Raw genomic sequence first — 18,811 nt, forward strand, 5'->3', positions numbered from 1 at the left:
GGAACAAAGAAAGTACTTCATTCCATAGTAAAGATAGATTGAGGAACACAAGATTCAACTGCATGATAAACTCGATATATTCATTTGACTGTGAGTGTATAATATTTCTGATATTTGAAGAGGGTCATGTCAGAGATACCTGAATTCTGGCTGATGAAAATGTAGGAACAAAAATGGATAGGTACTCAGCATACAGCTGAATTCCTATCCATTCTTCATTTCATGGTATTAAACGTGGTCGAAATGGCGGGGCTTTATACCATATTAAGCTAAGACCCTGCGTTTGTCCTTTCCGCCAACTTAGTAATCAACTCAATATCTTGTTCGGTTAATTGCTCAAAAAAATGTTTGCGAATTGCCTTGGAGAGGAAGGGACGGGCATCATCTAACATTGATTTTCCAGAAGAAGTGATACTGACTTGTACTCCGCGATCGTTGTCTAATGGTTTCCTCATCACTAGTCCTCGTTTTTCCATACGCTTCAAATGATGAGATAACCGACTTTTATCCCAGTCCATAGAGTCGGCTAATTCCTGTTGGCGAAGGCTACCGTCGCCAAAAAGGACTAATCGGTCCAATACCCCAAAATCACCCTCTGACAGTCCTGAGTGATCGGACATATCTTTGACAACACGACCGAAGATGCTCTGAAAGGAACCTTTCCACATATGCCATATTCGCATTTCTTCTTCGTTAAGTTCGTTTTTATCCATAGGTGCATAATAACATGGTTGACGTGTCAACTTCAATGTGCTAAATTTGATCCATGGTTGACACGTCAACCTAAGTCGTATTTGCCCACCAATCGCAAAAAAAAGGAGATTATAACTATGCAGGATAAACCCGTCGCTCTAGTCACTGGGGCTAACAAAGGTATCGGCTTTCAAATTGCGAAGGAGCTCACGGAACACGGATTCACCGTGCTCGTCGGATCTCGCAGCCTCGAGAATGGAGAAACTGCCTCAAAAAGTATCGGGTCGAATGCACACGCTCTCCAGCTCGACGTTGCAGATGAGAGCTCCATTGCTGCTGCAACAGAGCGTATTCGGAACGAATTCGGTCGTCTCGATGTACTTGTGAACAATGCGGGGATCTCGCACGCAGGCAGATCGGGGGATCCGTTTCCGAACAGTGGCGCGACGAGTGGTCTTTTGACCGTTGCTTCGCTTGAAGATATTCGTACAGTTTATGAGACTAATGTTTTTGGTGTTATTGCTGTCACGCAGGCGATGTTGCCACTTTTGCGGGAGGCCCCGGCAGCACGTATCGTCAATATGGGCAGTACCAGCGGCTCACTTAGCTGGAACTCTATTCCGGAAAACTCGCATCGTGCGATGTTTGGTGCCTATTCGGCATCCAAATCGGCTGTTCATGCGGTGACACTTGCCTTTGCATTTGCGCTTGAATCAACTAACATCAAGGTCAATGCGGCATGTCCAGGCTTCACATCGACTGCGCTTAATAATTTTGCTGGTACTCGAAGTGTGGAACAAGGGGCGCGTGAGGCGGTTCGGCTTGCCATGATTGGAGCAGACGGTCCAACAGGAACATTTTCAGATGAGGATGGACCCATTGCGTGGTAATTATAGTTTATACAATTATAGGTAGTAGCTTAAGGGGGATTTCGTAATGCGTGTTTTCGTAACAGGAGCAACAGGTTATATCGGTTCCGCTGTCATCCGCGAACTCATTGATGCCGGACATCAGGTCATCGGTCTTGTGCGCTCAGACAATAGCGCAGCGAAACTAAAAGAGGCTGGGGCTGAAGTTCACCGCGGTGACATCGAGGATCTCGACAGCCTTCGCAGTGGCGCGGCTGCTGCGGAAGGCGTCATTCATCTGGCCTTCAACCACGACTTCTCGAACTTCGCTGGAGCACTCACAACAGATCTGCATGCCGTAGAAGCGATGGGAGCGGCACTTGAAGGATCTGGTAAGCCCTTCGTAATCACTACGCACGCAAATGGAGTGGCAGCAGAGAACGTAGTGTTATCGCTGGCAGAGCGCGGAGTGCGGACATCGATCATAGAGCTTTGTCCGTCGGTACACGGAGCGGGGGATACAGGATTTGTACCAAGACTAATCAATATTGCCAAAACAAAGGGATTTTCAGCTTATATAGAAGAGGGGACCAATCGGTGGCCAGCTGTGCACCGCCTTGACGCCGCACATTTATACCGACTTGCGTTAGAAAAGGCACCCGCCGGTGCGAGACTAGATGGTGTCGCAGATGAAGGTGTGCCATTCCGCGACATCGCGAGTGTTATAGGTAAGCAACTGAACGTACCTGTAGTCAGTATTTCACGTGAAGAGGCAGAGGCCCACTTCGGCTTCCTCAGCACACTTGCAATGCTTGATATCCCAAGATCAAGCATTGCAACTCAGGAACTTCTGGGATGGCGGCCTGTACAACCCGCACTGATTCCCGACCTCGAACAATCGCACTACTTCAACAGCTAATTAAAATGCTCCTGTACATTTTAGCCACAGGTAGGGGAGCATTTTTCATTTAATAGACAATAACCCCCCATTAATGTACAGGAGGGAAAATGATCTCCGCAAAACTGGAAGAGGGACGGGCGGAGTTAGGTTGAAGCCATCTTAGATCCTAAATTAAAATTGGCTGTCGATGAAGATAGTCAAATTGGAATCGAGCAAACAAGGATCGCTGGTGATTTATACGTAAACGATAGTTCAATAAAGAGAAACTGCAACCAAGCAATTGATCGGCTGCAGTTTCTTTACGCTAACGGCAATATACTTCTAGTTTTAGAGTGACAGTATAAAAACAGTAATGGAGTTAGTTTGTGTGTGCAACGGCACTGATTTCGATCAGCTGCTCAGGTGACGCCAGGTATGTCACACCGATACAGCTTCCCGCAGGCCGGTGTTGTCCCATGTATTCCCTAAACAACCCGATGCACGGCTCTATATGCTCTTGTGCGTTTGTCAGATAGATCTCCACATAAGCGAGGTTTGATTTTGTGACACCAAATTCCGCCAGCACGCGATCGAGATTCTCTAGCGTCTGCCGGGTCTGTGCTTCAATATCGCCCTCACCAACAAATTCACCCTCTATATTGTGGGAAAATTGTCCTGAAATGTAAATTGTGCCGTTGACGCTGTAGCCCTGGCTGATGCCGTGATCCCAAAGATCGTGACTGTAGGTTTTGACTTTAGTCATTGTTTTGACTCCTTTTCTTCAAAGTAAGGCTAGTATAAAATAAATACTTACTTAAAAAAAGTACGCACTTTATTGATAGTTACTATCAGAAAGGATAGTGTATGTATATATGAGTATGTTTAATATAAAGGCGAATGAAGGGCATCAAACTACCCAAATAACGAACTCGACGTTTACAGATGCAATTTGATCCGTTGATTATTTACCATGAAGTGACTAAAGTCGCTGTAATCCTGAACCGAATATACCAGTACCTCCTCTTTCAACATAGATGTTGACTAAGTTTGTTGCAGATCTAAAAACCCCAACTGTTCCCCAAAGTAGAATACGCACATCACTTTCGTTTGGGGTTCCTATTGCAGCGACAGTTTGCAGACTGATATCACCCAGTAACGTAGGGGTTGTTACTAAAGTTGTAGTACCCGAACTAAAGGTATTATTAAGGGATATGCGTGAATCTAAAAATTGAATAGGCATACTTTACACCTCTCACTCTTCTATTCTTATTTACTTCATGTCAACAAATTTTTAATTGCTTAGACGCAGATTCATAGAGGCAGGTTAATCCACTTTATTAAACTAACGGGAAACGATAGCTCAATTACAAACAGGTTGCCAGCACCTTCGAGATCGCGAAATAGTTCCATTATTCGATGATTAATGAAGAACCTAGATATAATGAAGAGACCATAGCTCGTCGCTATGGTCTCTTTATGCGTTCAGTAAAATAGTTACTTACGAAATTCGCCTCACTGACTTCAACTTTCCGTCAACGCCTACCGCTGAACCGTTTGATTGCTTCCTCGGTCACCGGCGTGAAGAGGTTAACAAGGTTACCGTCGGGATCGCGAAACAGAACGGCACGGTTCCCCCACGGCATCGTAGTAGGTTCCTTTACCCACTCGTCGATAAACGGCTTCAAACGCTCGTATTCGGCATCGACATCATGGACGCGGAATTCGATAATGACAGTGTGATTGTTGGCTGCCACTGCGGAACCATCACCGAACAGTTTCGCCGTCTGGGAGTGGCCGATCGCCAGGGTGCACGATGGCATAACGAATTCGGCAAAGACGGGCGCGGGGCGTTCGGCCGAAACACCCGTTATTTTCTCATAGAACTCGATGAGACGATCTACGTCGTCGGTAATAATGCGTACAGAAGCAAAATTCACGAGATACCATCCTTCCCATAATAAGTGATACAACGTAGCGTATCATTTTGAACCAAAATACTTCGCATTTATCTCCTACTCCTTTACGATTTCTTACTCCGACTATACAAAAACACTACTGACAACTGTATGTCAGTAGTGTTTTATGAAGAAACCCGGCTTTTATTTATGAATGGTGGATACCAGAAGAGAATCCTGACTAGGAACCCTTCCGGATATTGAGAGGACAAGAACATGTACTGAATGTCGAATTGACTTATACTTTGATCGCTTTAAGCTAACGGGCAGGTTAACTCAATGCCATCTTGCGAATTACAGGTGTAACTTTTATTGACTGAAAGCGTTGTTAATACCCAGATTGGAATACAACCGAAGGGTATTTCAATATCTTTTCCCTTGCAATCCGCCGAAATTCAGATGGCGTAATCCCATCACGTATCAAGAAGCCATGAGATTCTTTTGTCACATGATTTCTTGGCATCTCCTTATCGATTACCAGTACCCGTCTGCGTTAACGAGCCAGCACCAAGGAGGCATTCAGTCCAGCAGGGCCACCGCCAACAATCGCAACATCATATATTTCGGCCTCAATCTTGGTCATCTTCCTTCTACCTCCCTGATCAACATCACAATCTTCAAAAGCTATTGGCAAGCCAAGTTTGCACGGATTCGGCTTCAGGCTTCCAGCCAAGCAAGTTTCGAGCATGCACAGAACGAATTCGGCAATTCGTCGCAAGTGTATATTGAGCCAGAAGGCCAAATTCAGCAACCGCTTCTTCCAGAGACCAGCTCACCGTGCGTCCCTCATATCCAAGCGCCTCACTAACGTAACGGCTTAGATCACGGAACGATTCCTCGCCATTTTCTGCGAAAAAGTAAGAGGAGGATGGCGCTTTGTCTAGGGCAAGAAGATACAATTGGGCCAAGTCACGAATATGGACGTTCGACCATCTGTTCAGACCTTTGCCAATATATACTCCGGCCTTCATTTCTTTCGATTTCTGTACAATCATTGGAAGCTGAATGCTGTCTCTTTGAAGTCCAAGAGACGTTCCATATACCATGGAAGGTACGATGACAATACCTCGCACTCCTTGATCGACCCCTGCTTTACGCACCAGCTCATTGACTCGAATCGATTCCAAGTCCCTTGTTATAGGTGTTTCCTCGTTATAGATTTGCTCGCTCTGGAATTCGCCCTTGGCATCATCCCCAACGTTGCCTGAACCGGATGTGTGAATAAACGGCTTTCCTGTGCCGTGCAAAGCGCTAATAAACGTCTCAATAGCCTTGCGGTGAGCAACGTCAGCTGTATGGATCACTCCATCGCTCCGTTTTGCGTAATCAGCCAGTATTTCCGTATCTCCAAGTGTGCCCACGACAGGCTCCACTCCAAGCTCTTTCAGCTCGTTTATTTGGCTGGTGTTCCGGGTCAGACCATAGATAGAATACCCTGCATCGAGCAATACTTTAGCCACAGAACTTCCAATATATCCGGTAACGCCTGTCATAAATATTTTCATCGTTCGTCATCTCCCTAATCTAAGTTCATAAAAAGTAAAGTGATACGATCTGTCACTGCCTCCTATACTTACATTAATAATAAGATATTATAGATATTTTATGTCTATAATAGGGGTAAAAAAAGGTGCGTGATTCAGCTTGCATTCACACAAAGTCGAGTTAAGAATAATTCATTTGCGCTCCTATTATCGACTCATCGAGTCCATAATCGACGACTTAGCTCATTTTAGGGCTACGCATTACATATGTCAAGTACCGAGCTCGTCTAAACCGGCATAAAACTTCAAAGCTGTTCGCAATTTCTTTGTTAGTTTTATATCGTTCTCGTGCCAAATGTTTTTAACAACGAATCCGGTTTTTCGTTCTGCAATTATCTCAGCTCGGCCGATGAAGCTATCAACATTAGGAAATCCTCTGCATATTATTTCAATAAATTTCTACTTCGGTTTCCTTTTGAAAAAATGAAGTGATTGCTGACCTCCTAGCAGTAAAGGATATTGAACTAACGAAGAAACGATAGCTCAATTTAACTAAGAAAGCAGCTGATCCATGTGATCGGCTGCTTTTGTTAATGCTAACAGGCAGTATAGCGAAATAAAGTGTGTTGATTCAAGATCGATTATAAATTCCTTTCTAACAACGCCCCCACTCGTTGTGCCATATAGTGAGGGGGGGAGGGCTTTCCATTCTTGAACCACCATTCCACTACCCCTACGATAGCAGCTCCAAAAAATTGAATAATCACATCTTCAGCGTCACCGTCACTTAATCCTTGAGAATCTCCTTCGGTTATGTTTTCAACATTCTTTAACTCTTGGAGGACAAACTCAAGGAACCGACTGTGAAAAAAAGGACCTCCTTGATTCGCCAACATCGTTGAAAAGAATAAATAATGACTCTCAAAGTACTCGAACCATAACAATACCGTATCATAAAAAACGGTATTATTAGCTGCTAATTCACAGAGTTTCCGTAGTTCGTAAATATGTTCTTCCATTAGCTTATCTAGAAGATCAAATTTATCTATGTAGTGAAGATAGATGGTTCTTCGGCTAACATTTGCCCTATCGGAAATTTCTTGTATAGTAATTTGGTCGATTTTTTTTTCAATCATCAGTTCAATCAGAGCTTTTTTTATCGCTTCTTGAGATTTGATTATTCTTCTATCCACCTTAGACACTGTGAGTCACCATGCTTTCTGATATAAATTACACAACTTCAAATGATTTGTGAATAAATGCACGAATTACGGTTATTTGGTAATTGCTGACGCATTATTTTTTTGTTTATGATTATACACAGTTGTTACCTAATACTCCAGAGTGCATTTTTCTTTGGATATTAACCAGTAGGAGCCGATCTTCTTCGCGGTTGGCAAGCTGCGTCAAAGCTTTGGCAGCCACCGGTGCTGTCTAGTAAAGCAGCTATGAATAGAAGTAATAATTATCACATTCGAAGGGGGAACTACTTAATGAAGGTAACAGTAATAGGAGCGACAGGTGCGACTGGCAGGAAAGTGATAGAGCGAGCACTTGATTTGGGGCACGAGGTTGTAGCCGTGGCTCGCCGGCCGGAAGTCATCGCCCCCACAGCGCGCCTCAGCGTCCGACAGGGAGATGTACTCGATATGCCGAGCATTGCCAAGGCCTTGGCCGATACAGATGTGGTAATTAGTTGCATAGGTCCTACCGGAAACTTTTCGCAGGGTACCGTCATATCGGAGGGGATCTCGAACATCCGCAAAAACTTTTCGCCAGGAACCATCATGTCGGTGGGCATTACGAACATCCTGGCAGCCTGTCAGGGCGCCGGAGTTAAGCGCTTCGTCATGCAGAGTGGCATTGGTCTGAGCGATGGAAAAGAACTTTCAGCACTAAATCGCTTGGCCATAAACATTTCGGGTCGTATTTTCACGAAGGCGGTTGAGGACAAGGCCATTGCCGAGCGTGCAGTACAACGGAGCGAATTAGATTGGATCATTGTACGACCGCCAGCTCTTAGCGACGTAGCCGCCACTTCGAAATATACGGCAGGCCCCTCGACCCGCATTTCTCCGCTCCGGCCACTTTCCTTCGCTGACTGCGCCGACTGCCTCGTAAGGGCGGCAACGAATGAGCCAACCTGGGTTAGGAAGGTCGTTAACGTTGGGCGATAATGGGGTTGTCTTAAACGGAACGTTAGTTTTCGTTATTCTAATTTTGATATTTCTCATATTGAATCGCGTGTCGACTATAGACTAAAGGTGTTACTACCACTACTTTGTGAAATCGCGAAAGGAAATCCTAATGCGCGACCTAAAGAACCGCTTCAAGTTCAAAGGATAACAAAATCTTTTTTCTCAAGAAGCATGGATAATGCATCGGTTACATGGTTCGGATTTGGTGGCAGGCGTTATAGTGAACAAATGCCGATCGGAATTGAGGAACTTCCAGAAATTGATGCTGTACTTATATCACACGATCACTATGATCATCTAGATTATCGGGCAATCAAGAAATTAAGAAACAAAGTAAGAAAGTTTCTTGTCCCTCTCGGAGTAGGCAGCCATCTTGAGAGATGGGGGGTTGATACTGAGCGGATTGTTGAACTTGACTGGTGGGCAGAAGTGGAGGTTTTTAACCTGAAGTTCCGCTGCACACCGGCAAAGCATTCTTCGGGAAGAGGATTTGGTCAGATTTTAACCTTGTGGTCTTCGTGGATCATAGAGGGAAGACATACAAATGTGTTTTACAGTGGGGATAGCGGCTATGGTCCACACTTTAAAGAGATTGGTGAAAAATATGGCCCATTTGATTTGACACTAATCGAATCCGGACAATATGACAATAAAGGCTGGTGGCCTTTTCATATGTTCCCTGAAGAAACGGTACAATCCCATATTGAGCTCCGGGGTAACCTGTTACTTCCTGTCCACTGGGGTGCTTTTACATTGGCGATCCATGACTGGGATGAACCCATTGAACGTGCTCTAAAAGCTGCTCATGAAAGAAACGTATTCATTGCTACGCCTTGTATTGGAGAAACAGTCGAAATAAGTTTACCTAATGTACCACTAACTCCATGGTGGAGAGTTAAATCATAACTGAACAATGGAGATTTTATATGCCCAATATAATCATACTCAAACTTATTTTAGGGGATGAGCCTCTTTTGGGAACAGCAAACAGGTTTGTCAAATGGGGGGATCTAATTGGCTGTCTGTATGTTTTGATCCTTTGCGATAGAGTTTATTGTTACGGGGAACATGTTCGTGTGTATTCACAAAGCGATTAAACTAACGGGAAACGTTAGTTGAACAAAACTTAAAATGGCATCAAAGTGATAAGCTGTTGATTACATCTAGTTGACTGACAATACGGAACGTTGCAAAAATCCGAACGATCCTTTTGTATACATTTCGGGACGAGAATGATGATGCCAATTAAGCTAGAATGTAGGTTACGGCAACTTTGGTAAACTCATGCGTTAAATCTCAGTCGCTAACATACTCCGAGATCAACAAATACAGCCCTTCAACTTCCTTTTGGAAGTGAAGGGCTGTACGTTTCTTTTCTGTTATGCAGGCGGGCGCGAAAATGCCTTGCAGTGTTACCTCAAAATCGTAGTAGCCTGGTTACCCGCATAATCTTCAATGACCAGCTTCAATGAGCTGTTGCTGGACGATGGCGTGAAGGTCAGTTCATTCAGCTTCGTTCTTCCCCGAATGATATACGGGAATTTCTGCGAAACATAAGTGACTCCGAACTCGCGTGCCACCCCATTTTCATATACATAGATCTTGTACCAGTCCTCCAGATCCGGGAGGGCTAATGTGTACTTTCCATCTTTTACCGTCACCTTTTCCTTGGCGTATGGTGTAATCTGAAGATCTGCGAGCTGTCCGGTATGGGTAACCGGAGTCTGCCCGCCAATAGCGATGTTCAGCATGTAATTCTCACCGTTGGTCGGAAGTCCGGTCAGGACGGCAGACTGTTTTCCTTTTTTGACCTGAAGTGACTTGGTGAAAGGTTCTTTCGTGTATTCGGTTTCTAGTGTGAGCTGAATAGACTCGTTGCCGTTATCTTTGTCTTTGCCCGAATCTTTCGCTTTCTTCGGGTTTTTCCAGCTTACAATAGCATCGCCATTCTTTTTGAATTTCACATCAATATTCTGAACGGATGCATTCAGATCATAAGGCAAGACGGTTGCTTCACTTTCGGTACCGTCTGCACCAACAGCACGTATAGACAGTTCACCAGACGGCTGTTTTAGCGATTTGATATAAAAAGTGGAATCATACACGCCGCCTACATAGGCGCCATTTTCATATAAATTGTATTGCTTGACCTCTGAATAGTCCTTCATGTCCCATGCGACAACAAGTTCGTCGGTGTTGGTCAGTGCTTTGGCAATATGGAATCCGGTAGGTGCATCCGGTACAGCCGCTGAACCGTCGAACATGCGGATCTCGCCAATATTTATCTGATAATTCTCGATAGACTCGCCATTAGGGTCAAAGGATAATCCTATAGCAGCAATGTTCTTTCCTTGATAAGCACTTAAATCCAGTGTAGCTGTCTTCCAGCCTTCCGTATGCTGGCCTGAATTAGGCACATTTACGTTGACCACGTTGGATGGATCATCTTCGAAGATTAACCCAACATGCAGGGAGGAAGCGTCACTAGTCGACGGTTTGTTATAGGTCAGTTCCAGTTTGGATTGTCCGTTGACGGACAGATCGGTCTTGTACAGGCGCAGGAAGTTGTCCGCGTTCAGTGTACCGTTCACCACGAGAGAGCTGCCGCCATTGAACGCGCCAATGGAGTCATAGTTGTACCTTGCGCCTTTCTCATAAGATGGACCGTAGTCAAAATCAACACTGAGCTTGTCGCCTTCGCTATCCATCCACCATTGCCAAGTGACAGGGATATCCTGAATGTTGATATTCGACCATTCTTTATCGTTCGAGACAGCGCCGTCTTCATAATATTTCAGACCGTGGCCCGTATTGAAGCTGGTCGCAAAATTAGAGCCGTTGATGACGGAGCGTTCGGTCAGATAAGCGGCGATTCCATCCCAATTCGCACCGGAAGCATACACATCTGACAGATCGGCAGACGCATTACGACGTGCATCTGTCGGGTCCTGATTTGGACCAGACCACCAGGCACGATCACGTACAAAGGTCATCCACTGGTACTCATCCTCAGCTCGGTGATTGGTGCTGCCATCGCCCATCTCTTCATCCAGAGCGTTGTGGGTGAAGTCGGCACCCAATGTCGCGATGCTGTTCATAGGTTGACCGTTCTCATCCAGATTATGGCGCAGGTCATAGGATTGCTTCCAGCGGCCGAATTTGTCATGTCCACCTTCGACACCAGCAAATACGGTTTCCAGTGGATCCAGTCCCAGGCTAAGGGCATGATCACGGGAATCGCGGAGCATCTTGTGGTTCCATACATAGTTCAGGAAGATGGAATCGGAGACTCTGCCGAGAACGGAATCCTGTACAAAGGGGCTGTTGAGCCCATTAAATTGGTTCTGATATTGAATCTTGCCCGTTGTATTGATGGTGGAGTCATACCACTGAACGTACAGGCCTTCATCTCTTAGATATTTCATGAATTTCTTGTAGGAAGCGATATCCTCAGGGGCTACACCCCGGGCAACCTCTTCCTGATTGAAAAAGTATCCATCGAAGTTGTAGTACTTCGCCATCTCGGCCAGTTTCTCGGCTACAGGGAAGTTGCCGTTCTCATCCTGTATCAGCATTTGTTTATAAGTCTGTGGTCCACGGTCATTGTCCGAGAAAAAGATATTGGCAATGGACTTAACGCCATTTTTGTGGGCTGCATTGGTGTAGGCAGGATTCGGAATGTTCAGAATGCCGAACTCGAAGTATTTCTCCGTCCACTCTTTACTCGGGTCATACAGCTCCTCAGGTACTCCTGCAGAGGCCATACCGTGCCAATAGCTGTAGTAGTCTGTATATTGCCAATAATTAAAGAGGTACTGGCTGAATTCATTGGTATAAGGTGTGCTATCGAAGAATGCATTGCCGTAATCGCCACTCATCGTGAATAGCTGGGTGTTCGGACTAAGCTCAGGATAAGCCTGTGTAGCAGCGAACGCTTCATTACGGGGTTGCAAGGGAACATGGGCACGAAGCAGGTCACCATGGATATCACTTTCCGGTGTCCAGTTCAGAATCTGGGCCGAGGTGTATCCGTGTTGATAGGGCTGATTCACCCCTTTGGCACTTTCACCGGTGTAAGGGAGCGTGTCTCCGGCATAAACGGATGATGCAACAACTTGTCCAAGCAAAGCCGTGGTCAGGACCATGGCAGTGACCTTGGGAATGAGGCCTTTCGGTTTGAGTTTGCGTGTCATGCTGTTCCTCCTTCAAGTGGAATGAATGTAAGGTATTCTTTTACACAAAGCTAAACTTATGGTTAACGATAGTGGATGAAAGCGTTTTTAAATAGGGTGAAATTAAAGAAACACAGATATAAACTAAAGAAAAGTTGTAGGTGACAAGTTAATGTCAGAAGCCTAATGATATAATTCTATATAAGTTAAACTAATCATTTAAACGAAAACGGAGAGGACAGAAAAAACCTGAAGAAGCGAAGCGTTCGCCTAAAAGCTTTCTGAAAGAAAGCTGCATCGGAAGCATACTTTATCACCGGATTTCCCTTAAGAAAAGGGAATCGAAAAAATATGGGGATAACAGCGATTGGAAGGTTATTCTGTCATCGTAGTGTCAGTGTAAATAATCTTTAGTTCAACTTATATAGTCAGGAAAACAGCATCGGAGGGAACATGCAACTTGAAAATTGTTAGCGTTTACAATAATTTCTTCAAAAATAATATGTTTATGAAAATGCTCCTGATCTTCTCGATGATCTCGATTGTCACGATCATTACGTTGTCTTATATTATCTTCCTGTCAGTGTCCGACTCCACGATTCGCCGGGAACTGGCGATCCAGAAAGCGGCGATGGAACATGTGGACCGATACATTCATCAGCAGTATGAATCGGTGCAAAACATGGTGAGGGACATGCATCAGAATGAGGCGCTCTCGGCGAACATTACGTATCTGATGAATCACTCGTACGCTGAATATGTTCAGCACATGACGAATGGATATTACGCCAATCAGGACGATTATTCGGCCGATGTATTGAAACATTTTCAGAACATTATGGATCGCAATTCGCAGATTAACCAACTCATGTTATATAGCGCTGAGCAGCAGGATTTGTCTACCTTCAATCAACACAAGCAGTTCCGCAAGCTGGACGCCAATGTAGCTCATTCCTATATTCCGGACGTGATGGCGATGGAAACGCCCAATATCAGTGCACCCAACTATTGGATACGCAAAGAGATTAATCAATGGGACCCTGCGCTTTACTCCATCCGCGTACCGATTAACAATACACAGACTCTTCGGAATCTGGGCCAATTTCTTGTCTTCTTTGACTCGGAGGGGATCGGCAATGCCCTGGATAACTACGAGAGTAATATCAAGGGAGAAATCGTGGTGTTATCGGCGAAAGGGACAGTGTTATTTGACTCCAACAATCATTATTACGGGAATAAGTATCCCTACGTGAATGTGGCCGATTCCCTGTTTGATCAGACCGATATGGATTCGATGAAAAAGGAGCAGAACATGTACGTGAACAAGTTTGTTTCCGCGGATCAGGGTTATGTGGTCATTGGGACCGTTCCGGTAGAAGAGATGGCTGAAACCTATGCGGGCATTCGCAATACCATCATCTCCATCAGTATCGTATGTATTTTGTTTGCCGTGCTGGTTCCGGCGTTTTTCATTATTAACTTTGCCAAACGAACCCGCCGAATTATTCGCTTCACCCAAAAAGTGAAGTACGGCAACTTAACGGCTCGCATCGACGATCCGCGTGATGATGAACTGGGGCAGATCTCCCATAGCTTCAACGATATGCTGGACGAGCTGAATCTGTATATTGAACGGGTCTACAAAGCTGAGATCAAACAGAAGGAGACCGAACTGGTCGCATTACAGGCTCGGATCAATCCGCATTTTCTCTATAATACGCTTGAAGTAATTCGGATGAGAGCGATATCTCAAGGGGCGAGGGATGTCGGTGAGATGATCTATAGTCTATCCGTATTGTTCAAGAGCCTGGTGCAACAGAAGAAAAACTATACACTGAGGGATGAGATGGAAGCTTGCCGGCTATATCTGGAGTTATTCCGAATCCGCTATAAGGACATTTTCATCTATACGATCCAGATCGAGGCTGCCCATTATCAACACCCTGTGGTGAAGCTTTCGCTGCAACCCATCATTGAGAATTATGTCGTACATGGCATTCAGACAGAACGTTCAGATAACCGATTATCCATTGTTGTGGAAGAGACAGATGATGTGGTACAGGTGGAGGTCAGAGATAATGGTAAAGGCATTGAACCGGCACGCCTGACGGAAATCCTTGAAGAACTGGAACGTCCCGAAGAGTCCGGTCAGATGTTCGGGCTGCGCAGTGTTCATAGTCGATTACGTTTCCTGTACGGACCAGAGTTCGGCATTACCATAGAGAGCACCCTTGGTGAAGGAACACGGATCAGGGTGCGTTATCCACATACAGAAGGGACAGGTGTTTAACATGTACAAGGTGTTTATTGTGGACGATGAGCCATTCATCATTGAAGGCTTATACGATATTGTGGACTGGTCATCGTTTGGAATGGAAATTGTGAGTCATGCGGGCAATGGGCAGGCGGCTTTACATGCGCTCTCTTCTCAGCCTGTGGACATTCTGATTACGGATATATCGATGCCACTCATGAATGGTCTCGACCTGATTCGAGAAGCGAGGCGGTTGCAGCCCGAGATTAAGGTCATTATCCTGAGTGGTTTCAACGAGTTCGAATATTTGAAGGAAGGCATGCAGCTGGGTATCGAAAATTATCTTCTCAAACCGATTAATGTGGAGGAACTGGAATCCACGCTGAGCAACACGGCGTCCAAGCTGGATCATACAGTATCACCTCAAGCCGATGATGCGTATGGCATCCAGATTCTGAAAGATAACATTCTTCATCGATGGCTTACGGGACAGATTGCAGCTACTGAATTCGAAGAACGTGCCCAGTTTATGAACCTTTCGCTAGATGCACCTTACGTTGCTGTGGCTGTCTTGCGGGACAAAGGGCAGACAGCTGGCATGTTTGAACGCGTTGAGGAAATGATGAGAGACAAACGCCATTTGAACGTATTTCATGATATCGATGGAGACATCGTCATTATTGCCAATATTCAGGGTACGAGTGACGAGGAACAGGAGCTAATGGATGGCCTTCAGGTATTATCTGATGCGATAACCCTAACCCATCCGGCGGCACGCATTGGAGCAGGCAGATTGATGAAAGGGTTATACCATGCGCCGACCAGTTATGCGGAGGCCAAAAAAGCACTCCAGTATGTGATGATTTATCCCGACCTTAAAGTCATCGACCATGCCATGCTGGAAAGGTGCGGAAATTCAACGGCGACCTTTTTCATTGAATGGAGGGAGTATGCCAAACTCATTCTATCCCGCAATACAGAACAACTTGCCGACCGGATTCGCATGGATTTTGAACAGCATCGCGATGGGCTTACACCTGGGGAGTTACAGAATACCGCATTGGAAGTTGTGATTCGCTTCAAAATGGAACTGGAGAGCATCAAACATTCGGATGAGTCTGCCATATACCAACAAGGGCTTCAACTTGTACTGGACAGTGGCACTTTTGATGAACTCGTGCGGGCACTTCAGCAGGTTGGGTCGCAGACGATCCAATCCCTATTGCAGGATCTGAAAAATCCGATTGTGAACCAGGTGCTTCAGCATATCGACAAACACTACGCAGAAGAGCTTTCCCTGAAGCTGCTGGGTACCCATTATCATCTTCATCCGGTGTATTTGGGACAATTGTTCCATAAGGAGACCGGGGAGACGTTTGCCGAATATATCAACAAATACCGGATTGAACGTGCAAAGGAGCAACTACGTAATTCCAATCTGAAGGTACATGAGATCGCCCGAAATGTGGGGTATTGGGAGACAGGGTATTTCTATAAACAGTTCCGCAAATATGTGGGCATTTCACCGACGGATTTCAAGGTGTTTGGTTAATTCGGTGACGGGGAGATCCAACTATGCGGACAGCGAGCCAAGAGACATATCGGGAACAGGAATGGCATGGATGAAAATCATGGCATACGTTACCCGGAATGTCTCTTTCATGTAAGCGATTTAATTAAATAGGTACAAAATAGTTGTCCTAGGACGATTTCTCTTTAATTTGTACCTCGAAAACTTAAGTTTATCTTCTTTTTGTAAATGCTTTCATTCGATAAGGTTAAAGCAGTTAGTAAGTAGAGCCTAAGGGAACACGAAAAGGGAGGATCAAAGAAATGAGTAAACAAAGAAAACGCTTCTCACTCGTTCTTGCATTGTTAATGGCCGTTACACTTGTTCTTAGTGCCTGTGGAGGAAGCAAAGATGCTTCAGAATCCGGGGGAGCGGGAGATGACGCGGTCGAGTTGATCTGGTATACCATCGGTACCCCTCAGAAAGACGTCAATAAAGTAATGGAAGAAGTCAGCAAGTATACCAAAGAGAAAATTAATGCCACGGTAACGATGAAGATGGTTGACTGGGGTGATTACCCACAGAAGATGCAGGTTAACGTAGCTTCCGGTGAGCCAATGGATATTCTATTCACTTCATCTGGTGGATTCGACTATGTACAAAATGCCAGAAAAGGCGCATTCCTCGAACTGGATGACTTGCTTGCTGAATACGGTCAGGATCTCACCAAGACCATTGATCCTGCATTCCTCAGTGGTTCGAAGGTAGACGGACACAATTACGGAATTCCAGCCAACAAAGAACTGCCTCAACAAGAGGTATGGCGGTTTAACCAAATGCTGGTTGATAAATACAAGTTGGACATCTCTGGCGTCCGTACGTTAGACAGTCTGGAGCCTTTACTGAAAACGATCAAGGAAAACGAGGCGAGTGTAACGCCATTTGCCATGGATAAGAACTATGTTCCTTACGTGCCTTATGACTATGTCATCCAGAACCTGCCGATGGCAATCAAACTGGATACGACAGACTATAAGCTCGTGAACATACTGGAAACGCCTGAAATGAAAGAAGCACTCACCACGATGCACAAATACTACAAAGCCGGTTATGTATCGGCAGAAGCGGCAACAACAGGTTCCACGAACGACCTGACAACATCGGGCAACTGGTTCCTGGATCGTGCACAGACCCAGCCGCTCGCGGATAATCAATGGTCTGCAAGTTACGGTTATGAGGTCGTTTCAACTCCAGCCAGTGATGCGATCATCACAAATACTTCTGTACAAGGCTCCATCATGGCGATCTCTGCCAACTCCGAATATCCGGAGAAAGCGATGGAATTCCTGAACCTGCTGAATACAGATCCTGTGCTGCGCAATATGGTGGATTCTGGTATCGAGGGCACACACTACAAAAAAGTGGATGACACGCATATGGAAAATCTGCCTGAATCGAAAAACTACGATATGCCTTCATACTCCCTGGGGAACAACATGCTGCTCTTCCTGAACAGCAATGACCCGGACAACAAATGGGATGAGTTCAAGAAGTTTAACGCTGAAGGTGTCAATTCTCCAATCCTCAGCTTCAACTTCGATGCAAGCAATGTATCTTCCGAACTGACGGCGGTACAGAACGTGAAAGAGCAATATTGGGCAGCACTGATGACAGGTACACTGGACCCGGCGACCAATCTGGATCAAGTGATTGAGAAGTTCAATCAAGCCGGACTGGAGAAAGTAATGGCTGAAGCCCAAAGCCAACTGGATGCCTGGAGAGCGGAAAACAAGTAACGATACATCGTAAGGATCGGGCGGCTGTTTATCGCGTCCGGTCCTTTTTCATTCAAGCCTGAAGGAGGATCTCCACAATGACTACATTTTTGAAAAACCTGATTAGAAACCGAGTCATGCTGCTTATGGTGCTACCAGGCGCCATCTGGTTCTTCTTCTTCTCCTACTTGCCACTCGTGGGCACCGTGGCTGCCTTTAAGGAATATCGATTCAGCCGCGAAGGGTTCTGGGCAAGTCTGATGAAGAGTGAATGGGTAGGCTGGGACAATTTCAAATTCCTGTTCAGCACAAGTGATGCATGGCTAATTACACGCAATACGCTTTTCTATAACATCGCTATTATTTTCCTGGGCCTGGTATTCGCTGTAGCATTGGCGATCTTACTCTCGGAACTGATCAATAAACGACTCGCCAAAATATATCAAACGGGCATGTTCCTGCCGTATTTCCTATCCTGGGTTATCGTTGGATACTTCGCATTCAGCTTCCTGAGTATGGATCGCGGTATGTTGAATCAGATCATTGGCTGGTTCGGGATGGAACCAATTCAGTGGTACTCCGAGGCGAAATATTGGCCGTATATTCTGATTTTTGTCGCACTATGGAAAACAATTGGTTACAACAGTATCGTCTATCTGGCTTCCATTCTGGGGATTGATAAATCGCTGTATGAAGCAGCCATGATCGATGGAGCAAGCAAATGGCAGCAAATTCGCAATATTACAATTCCCTTGTTATCGCCCATCATTACAATCATGACCTTGCTGGCTGTAGGCCGCATTTTCTATGCCGACTTTGGACTGTTCTATCAGGTACCAAGGGATTCGGGTACGCTCTATTCCGTTACGAATGTTATTGATACGTATGTATATCGTGGTTTGAAAACAAGCGGTGAGATTGGCATGAGTACAGCAGCCGGATTGTATCAATCCGTGGTGGGCTTTGTGCTCGTCATTATCTCCAACTATGTTGTGCGCAAAGTCGATAAAGACAGCAGCCTATTCTAGGACAAGGGAAAGGA

15 protein-coding genes and 1 pseudogene are annotated in these 18,811 nt (G+C 45.3%); 8 read left to right on the forward strand and 8 right to left on the reverse strand.

Going from position 1 to position 18,811, the window contains the following annotated elements; genetic code table 11:
- Nucleotides 1–269 precede the first annotated feature (269 nt).
- Nucleotides 270–713 carry a MarR family winged helix-turn-helix transcriptional regulator gene (locus WFI24_RS24160; RefSeq protein WP_336764633.1) on the reverse strand — a complete coding sequence of 148 codons (444 nt, stop codon included), beginning with the start codon at nucleotides 711–713 and terminating at the stop codon, nucleotides 270–272.
- Nucleotides 714–830: 117 nt separating this feature from the next.
- Between WFI24_RS24160 and WFI24_RS24165 the strand changes: the two genes are divergently transcribed.
- Nucleotides 831–1,583: an SDR family oxidoreductase gene (locus tag WFI24_RS24165; protein ID WP_336764634.1), complete on the forward strand. Its 753-nt coding sequence runs from the start codon at nucleotides 831–833 to the stop codon at nucleotides 1,581–1,583.
- Nucleotides 1,584–1,629: 46 nt separating this feature from the next.
- The gene (locus WFI24_RS24170) at nucleotides 1,630–2,460 is read left to right on the forward strand and encodes an SDR family oxidoreductase (RefSeq protein WP_336764635.1); all 831 of its coding nucleotides are present in this window, start codon (nucleotides 1,630–1,632) and stop codon (nucleotides 2,458–2,460) included.
- A gap of 340 nt (nucleotides 2,461–2,800) precedes the next feature.
- On the opposite strand, the gene WFI24_RS24175 is transcribed toward WFI24_RS24170, so the two are convergent.
- From WFI24_RS24175 to WFI24_RS24200, 6 genes and pseudogenes are all read right to left on the reverse strand, one after another.
- Entirely contained in the window at nucleotides 2,801–3,184 is a 384-nt protein-coding gene (locus WFI24_RS24175; RefSeq protein WP_336764636.1) for a RidA family protein, read from the reverse strand.
- 216 nt (nucleotides 3,185–3,400) lie between these two features.
- Nucleotides 3,401–3,661, reverse strand: coding sequence for a hypothetical protein (locus WFI24_RS24180; protein ID WP_336764637.1), 261 nt, complete (start codon nucleotides 3,659–3,661; stop codon nucleotides 3,401–3,403).
- 292 nt (nucleotides 3,662–3,953) lie between these two features.
- Nucleotides 3,954–4,358, reverse strand: a complete 405-nt coding sequence (locus WFI24_RS24185; RefSeq protein WP_336764638.1) for a VOC family protein — start codon at nucleotides 4,356–4,358, stop codon at nucleotides 3,954–3,956.
- A gap of 361 nt (nucleotides 4,359–4,719) precedes the next feature.
- Nucleotides 4,720–4,959: pseudogene (locus WFI24_RS24190) on the reverse strand (FAD-dependent oxidoreductase); the annotation flags it as partial.
- 34 nt (nucleotides 4,960–4,993) lie between these two features.
- The gene (locus tag WFI24_RS24195) at nucleotides 4,994–5,881 is read right to left on the reverse strand and encodes an NAD-dependent epimerase/dehydratase family protein (RefSeq protein ID WP_336764639.1); all 888 of its coding nucleotides are present in this window, start codon (nucleotides 5,879–5,881) and stop codon (nucleotides 4,994–4,996) included.
- A 620-nt stretch (nucleotides 5,882–6,501) separates the two neighbouring features.
- Nucleotides 6,502–7,062, reverse strand: a complete 561-nt coding sequence (locus tag WFI24_RS24200) for a TetR/AcrR family transcriptional regulator (RefSeq protein WP_336764640.1) — start codon at nucleotides 7,060–7,062, stop codon at nucleotides 6,502–6,504.
- A 291-nt stretch (nucleotides 7,063–7,353) separates the two neighbouring features.
- Here WFI24_RS24200 and WFI24_RS24205 point away from each other — a divergent pair, with 291 nt between their 5' ends.
- Nucleotides 7,354–8,037: an NAD(P)-dependent oxidoreductase gene (locus WFI24_RS24205; RefSeq protein WP_336764641.1), complete on the forward strand. Its 684-nt coding sequence runs from the start codon at nucleotides 7,354–7,356 to the stop codon at nucleotides 8,035–8,037.
- 192 nt (nucleotides 8,038–8,229) lie between these two features.
- On the forward strand, nucleotides 8,230–8,964 hold the full coding sequence (locus tag WFI24_RS24210; protein WP_336764642.1) for an MBL fold metallo-hydrolase: 735 nt from the start codon (nucleotides 8,230–8,232) through the stop codon (nucleotides 8,962–8,964).
- A gap of 506 nt (nucleotides 8,965–9,470) precedes the next feature.
- Here the strand turns inward: WFI24_RS24210 and WFI24_RS24215 are convergent.
- The gene (locus tag WFI24_RS24215; protein WP_336764643.1) at nucleotides 9,471–12,251 is read right to left on the reverse strand and encodes an endo-beta-N-acetylglucosaminidase; all 2,781 of its coding nucleotides are present in this window, start codon (nucleotides 12,249–12,251) and stop codon (nucleotides 9,471–9,473) included.
- 439 nt (nucleotides 12,252–12,690) lie between these two features.
- Between WFI24_RS24215 and WFI24_RS24220 the strand changes: the two genes are divergently transcribed.
- The 4 genes from WFI24_RS24220 (at nucleotide 12,691) to WFI24_RS24235 (ending at nucleotide 18,797) form a co-directional block, all read left to right on the forward strand.
- Complete coding sequence (locus tag WFI24_RS24220) at nucleotides 12,691–14,520, forward strand: sensor histidine kinase (RefSeq protein WP_442956258.1); 1,830 nt, start codon at nucleotides 12,691–12,693, stop codon at nucleotides 14,518–14,520.
- Nucleotide 14,521: 1 nt separating this feature from the next.
- Nucleotides 14,522–16,036: a response regulator transcription factor gene (locus tag WFI24_RS24225; protein WP_336764644.1), complete on the forward strand. Its 1,515-nt coding sequence runs from the start codon at nucleotides 14,522–14,524 to the stop codon at nucleotides 16,034–16,036.
- 281 nt (nucleotides 16,037–16,317) lie between these two features.
- Nucleotides 16,318–17,790, forward strand: a complete 1,473-nt coding sequence (locus WFI24_RS24230) for an ABC transporter substrate-binding protein (protein ID WP_336764645.1) — start codon at nucleotides 16,318–16,320, stop codon at nucleotides 17,788–17,790.
- Between the two features lie 77 nt (nucleotides 17,791–17,867).
- A complete protein-coding gene (locus tag WFI24_RS24235) occupies nucleotides 17,868–18,797 on the forward strand; it encodes an ABC transporter permease (protein ID WP_145325134.1) in 930 nt (309 codons plus the stop codon).
- Nucleotides 18,798–18,811: the final 14 nt, after the last annotated feature.

This window comes from Paenibacillus sp. USHLN196 (assembly GCF_037144955.1).
In the GTDB taxonomy this organism is placed as follows: domain Bacteria; phylum Bacillota; class Bacilli; order Paenibacillales; family Paenibacillaceae; genus Paenibacillus; species Paenibacillus xylanexedens_C.

Coding starts and splice junctions, on each gene's coding strand:
- WFI24_RS24160 (WP_336764633.1), bottom strand. CDS start 713: ATGGATAAAAACGAACTTAACGAAGAAGAAATGCGAATATGGCATATG.
- WFI24_RS24165 (WP_336764634.1), top strand. CDS start 831: ATGCAGGATAAACCCGTCGCTCTAGTCACTGGGGCTAACAAAGGTATC.
- WFI24_RS24170 (WP_336764635.1), top strand. CDS start 1,630: ATGCGTGTTTTCGTAACAGGAGCAACAGGTTATATCGGTTCCGCTGTC.
- WFI24_RS24175 (WP_336764636.1), bottom strand. CDS start 3,184: ATGACTAAAGTCAAAACCTACAGTCACGATCTTTGGGATCACGGCATC.
- WFI24_RS24180 (WP_336764637.1), bottom strand. CDS start 3,661: ATGCCTATTCAATTTTTAGATTCACGCATATCCCTTAATAATACCTTT.
- WFI24_RS24195 (WP_336764639.1), bottom strand. CDS start 5,881: ATGAAAATATTTATGACAGGCGTTACCGGATATATTGGAAGTTCTGTG.
- WFI24_RS24205 (WP_336764641.1), top strand. CDS start 7,354: ATGAAGGTAACAGTAATAGGAGCGACAGGTGCGACTGGCAGGAAAGTG.
- WFI24_RS24210 (WP_336764642.1), top strand. CDS start 8,230: ATGGATAATGCATCGGTTACATGGTTCGGATTTGGTGGCAGGCGTTAT.
- WFI24_RS24215 (WP_336764643.1), bottom strand. CDS start 12,251: ATGACACGCAAACTCAAACCGAAAGGCCTCATTCCCAAGGTCACTGCC.
- WFI24_RS24225 (WP_336764644.1), top strand. CDS start 14,522: ATGTACAAGGTGTTTATTGTGGACGATGAGCCATTCATCATTGAAGGC.
- WFI24_RS24230 (WP_336764645.1), top strand. CDS start 16,318: ATGAGTAAACAAAGAAAACGCTTCTCACTCGTTCTTGCATTGTTAATG.
- WFI24_RS24235 (WP_145325134.1), top strand. CDS start 17,868: ATGACTACATTTTTGAAAAACCTGATTAGAAACCGAGTCATGCTGCTT.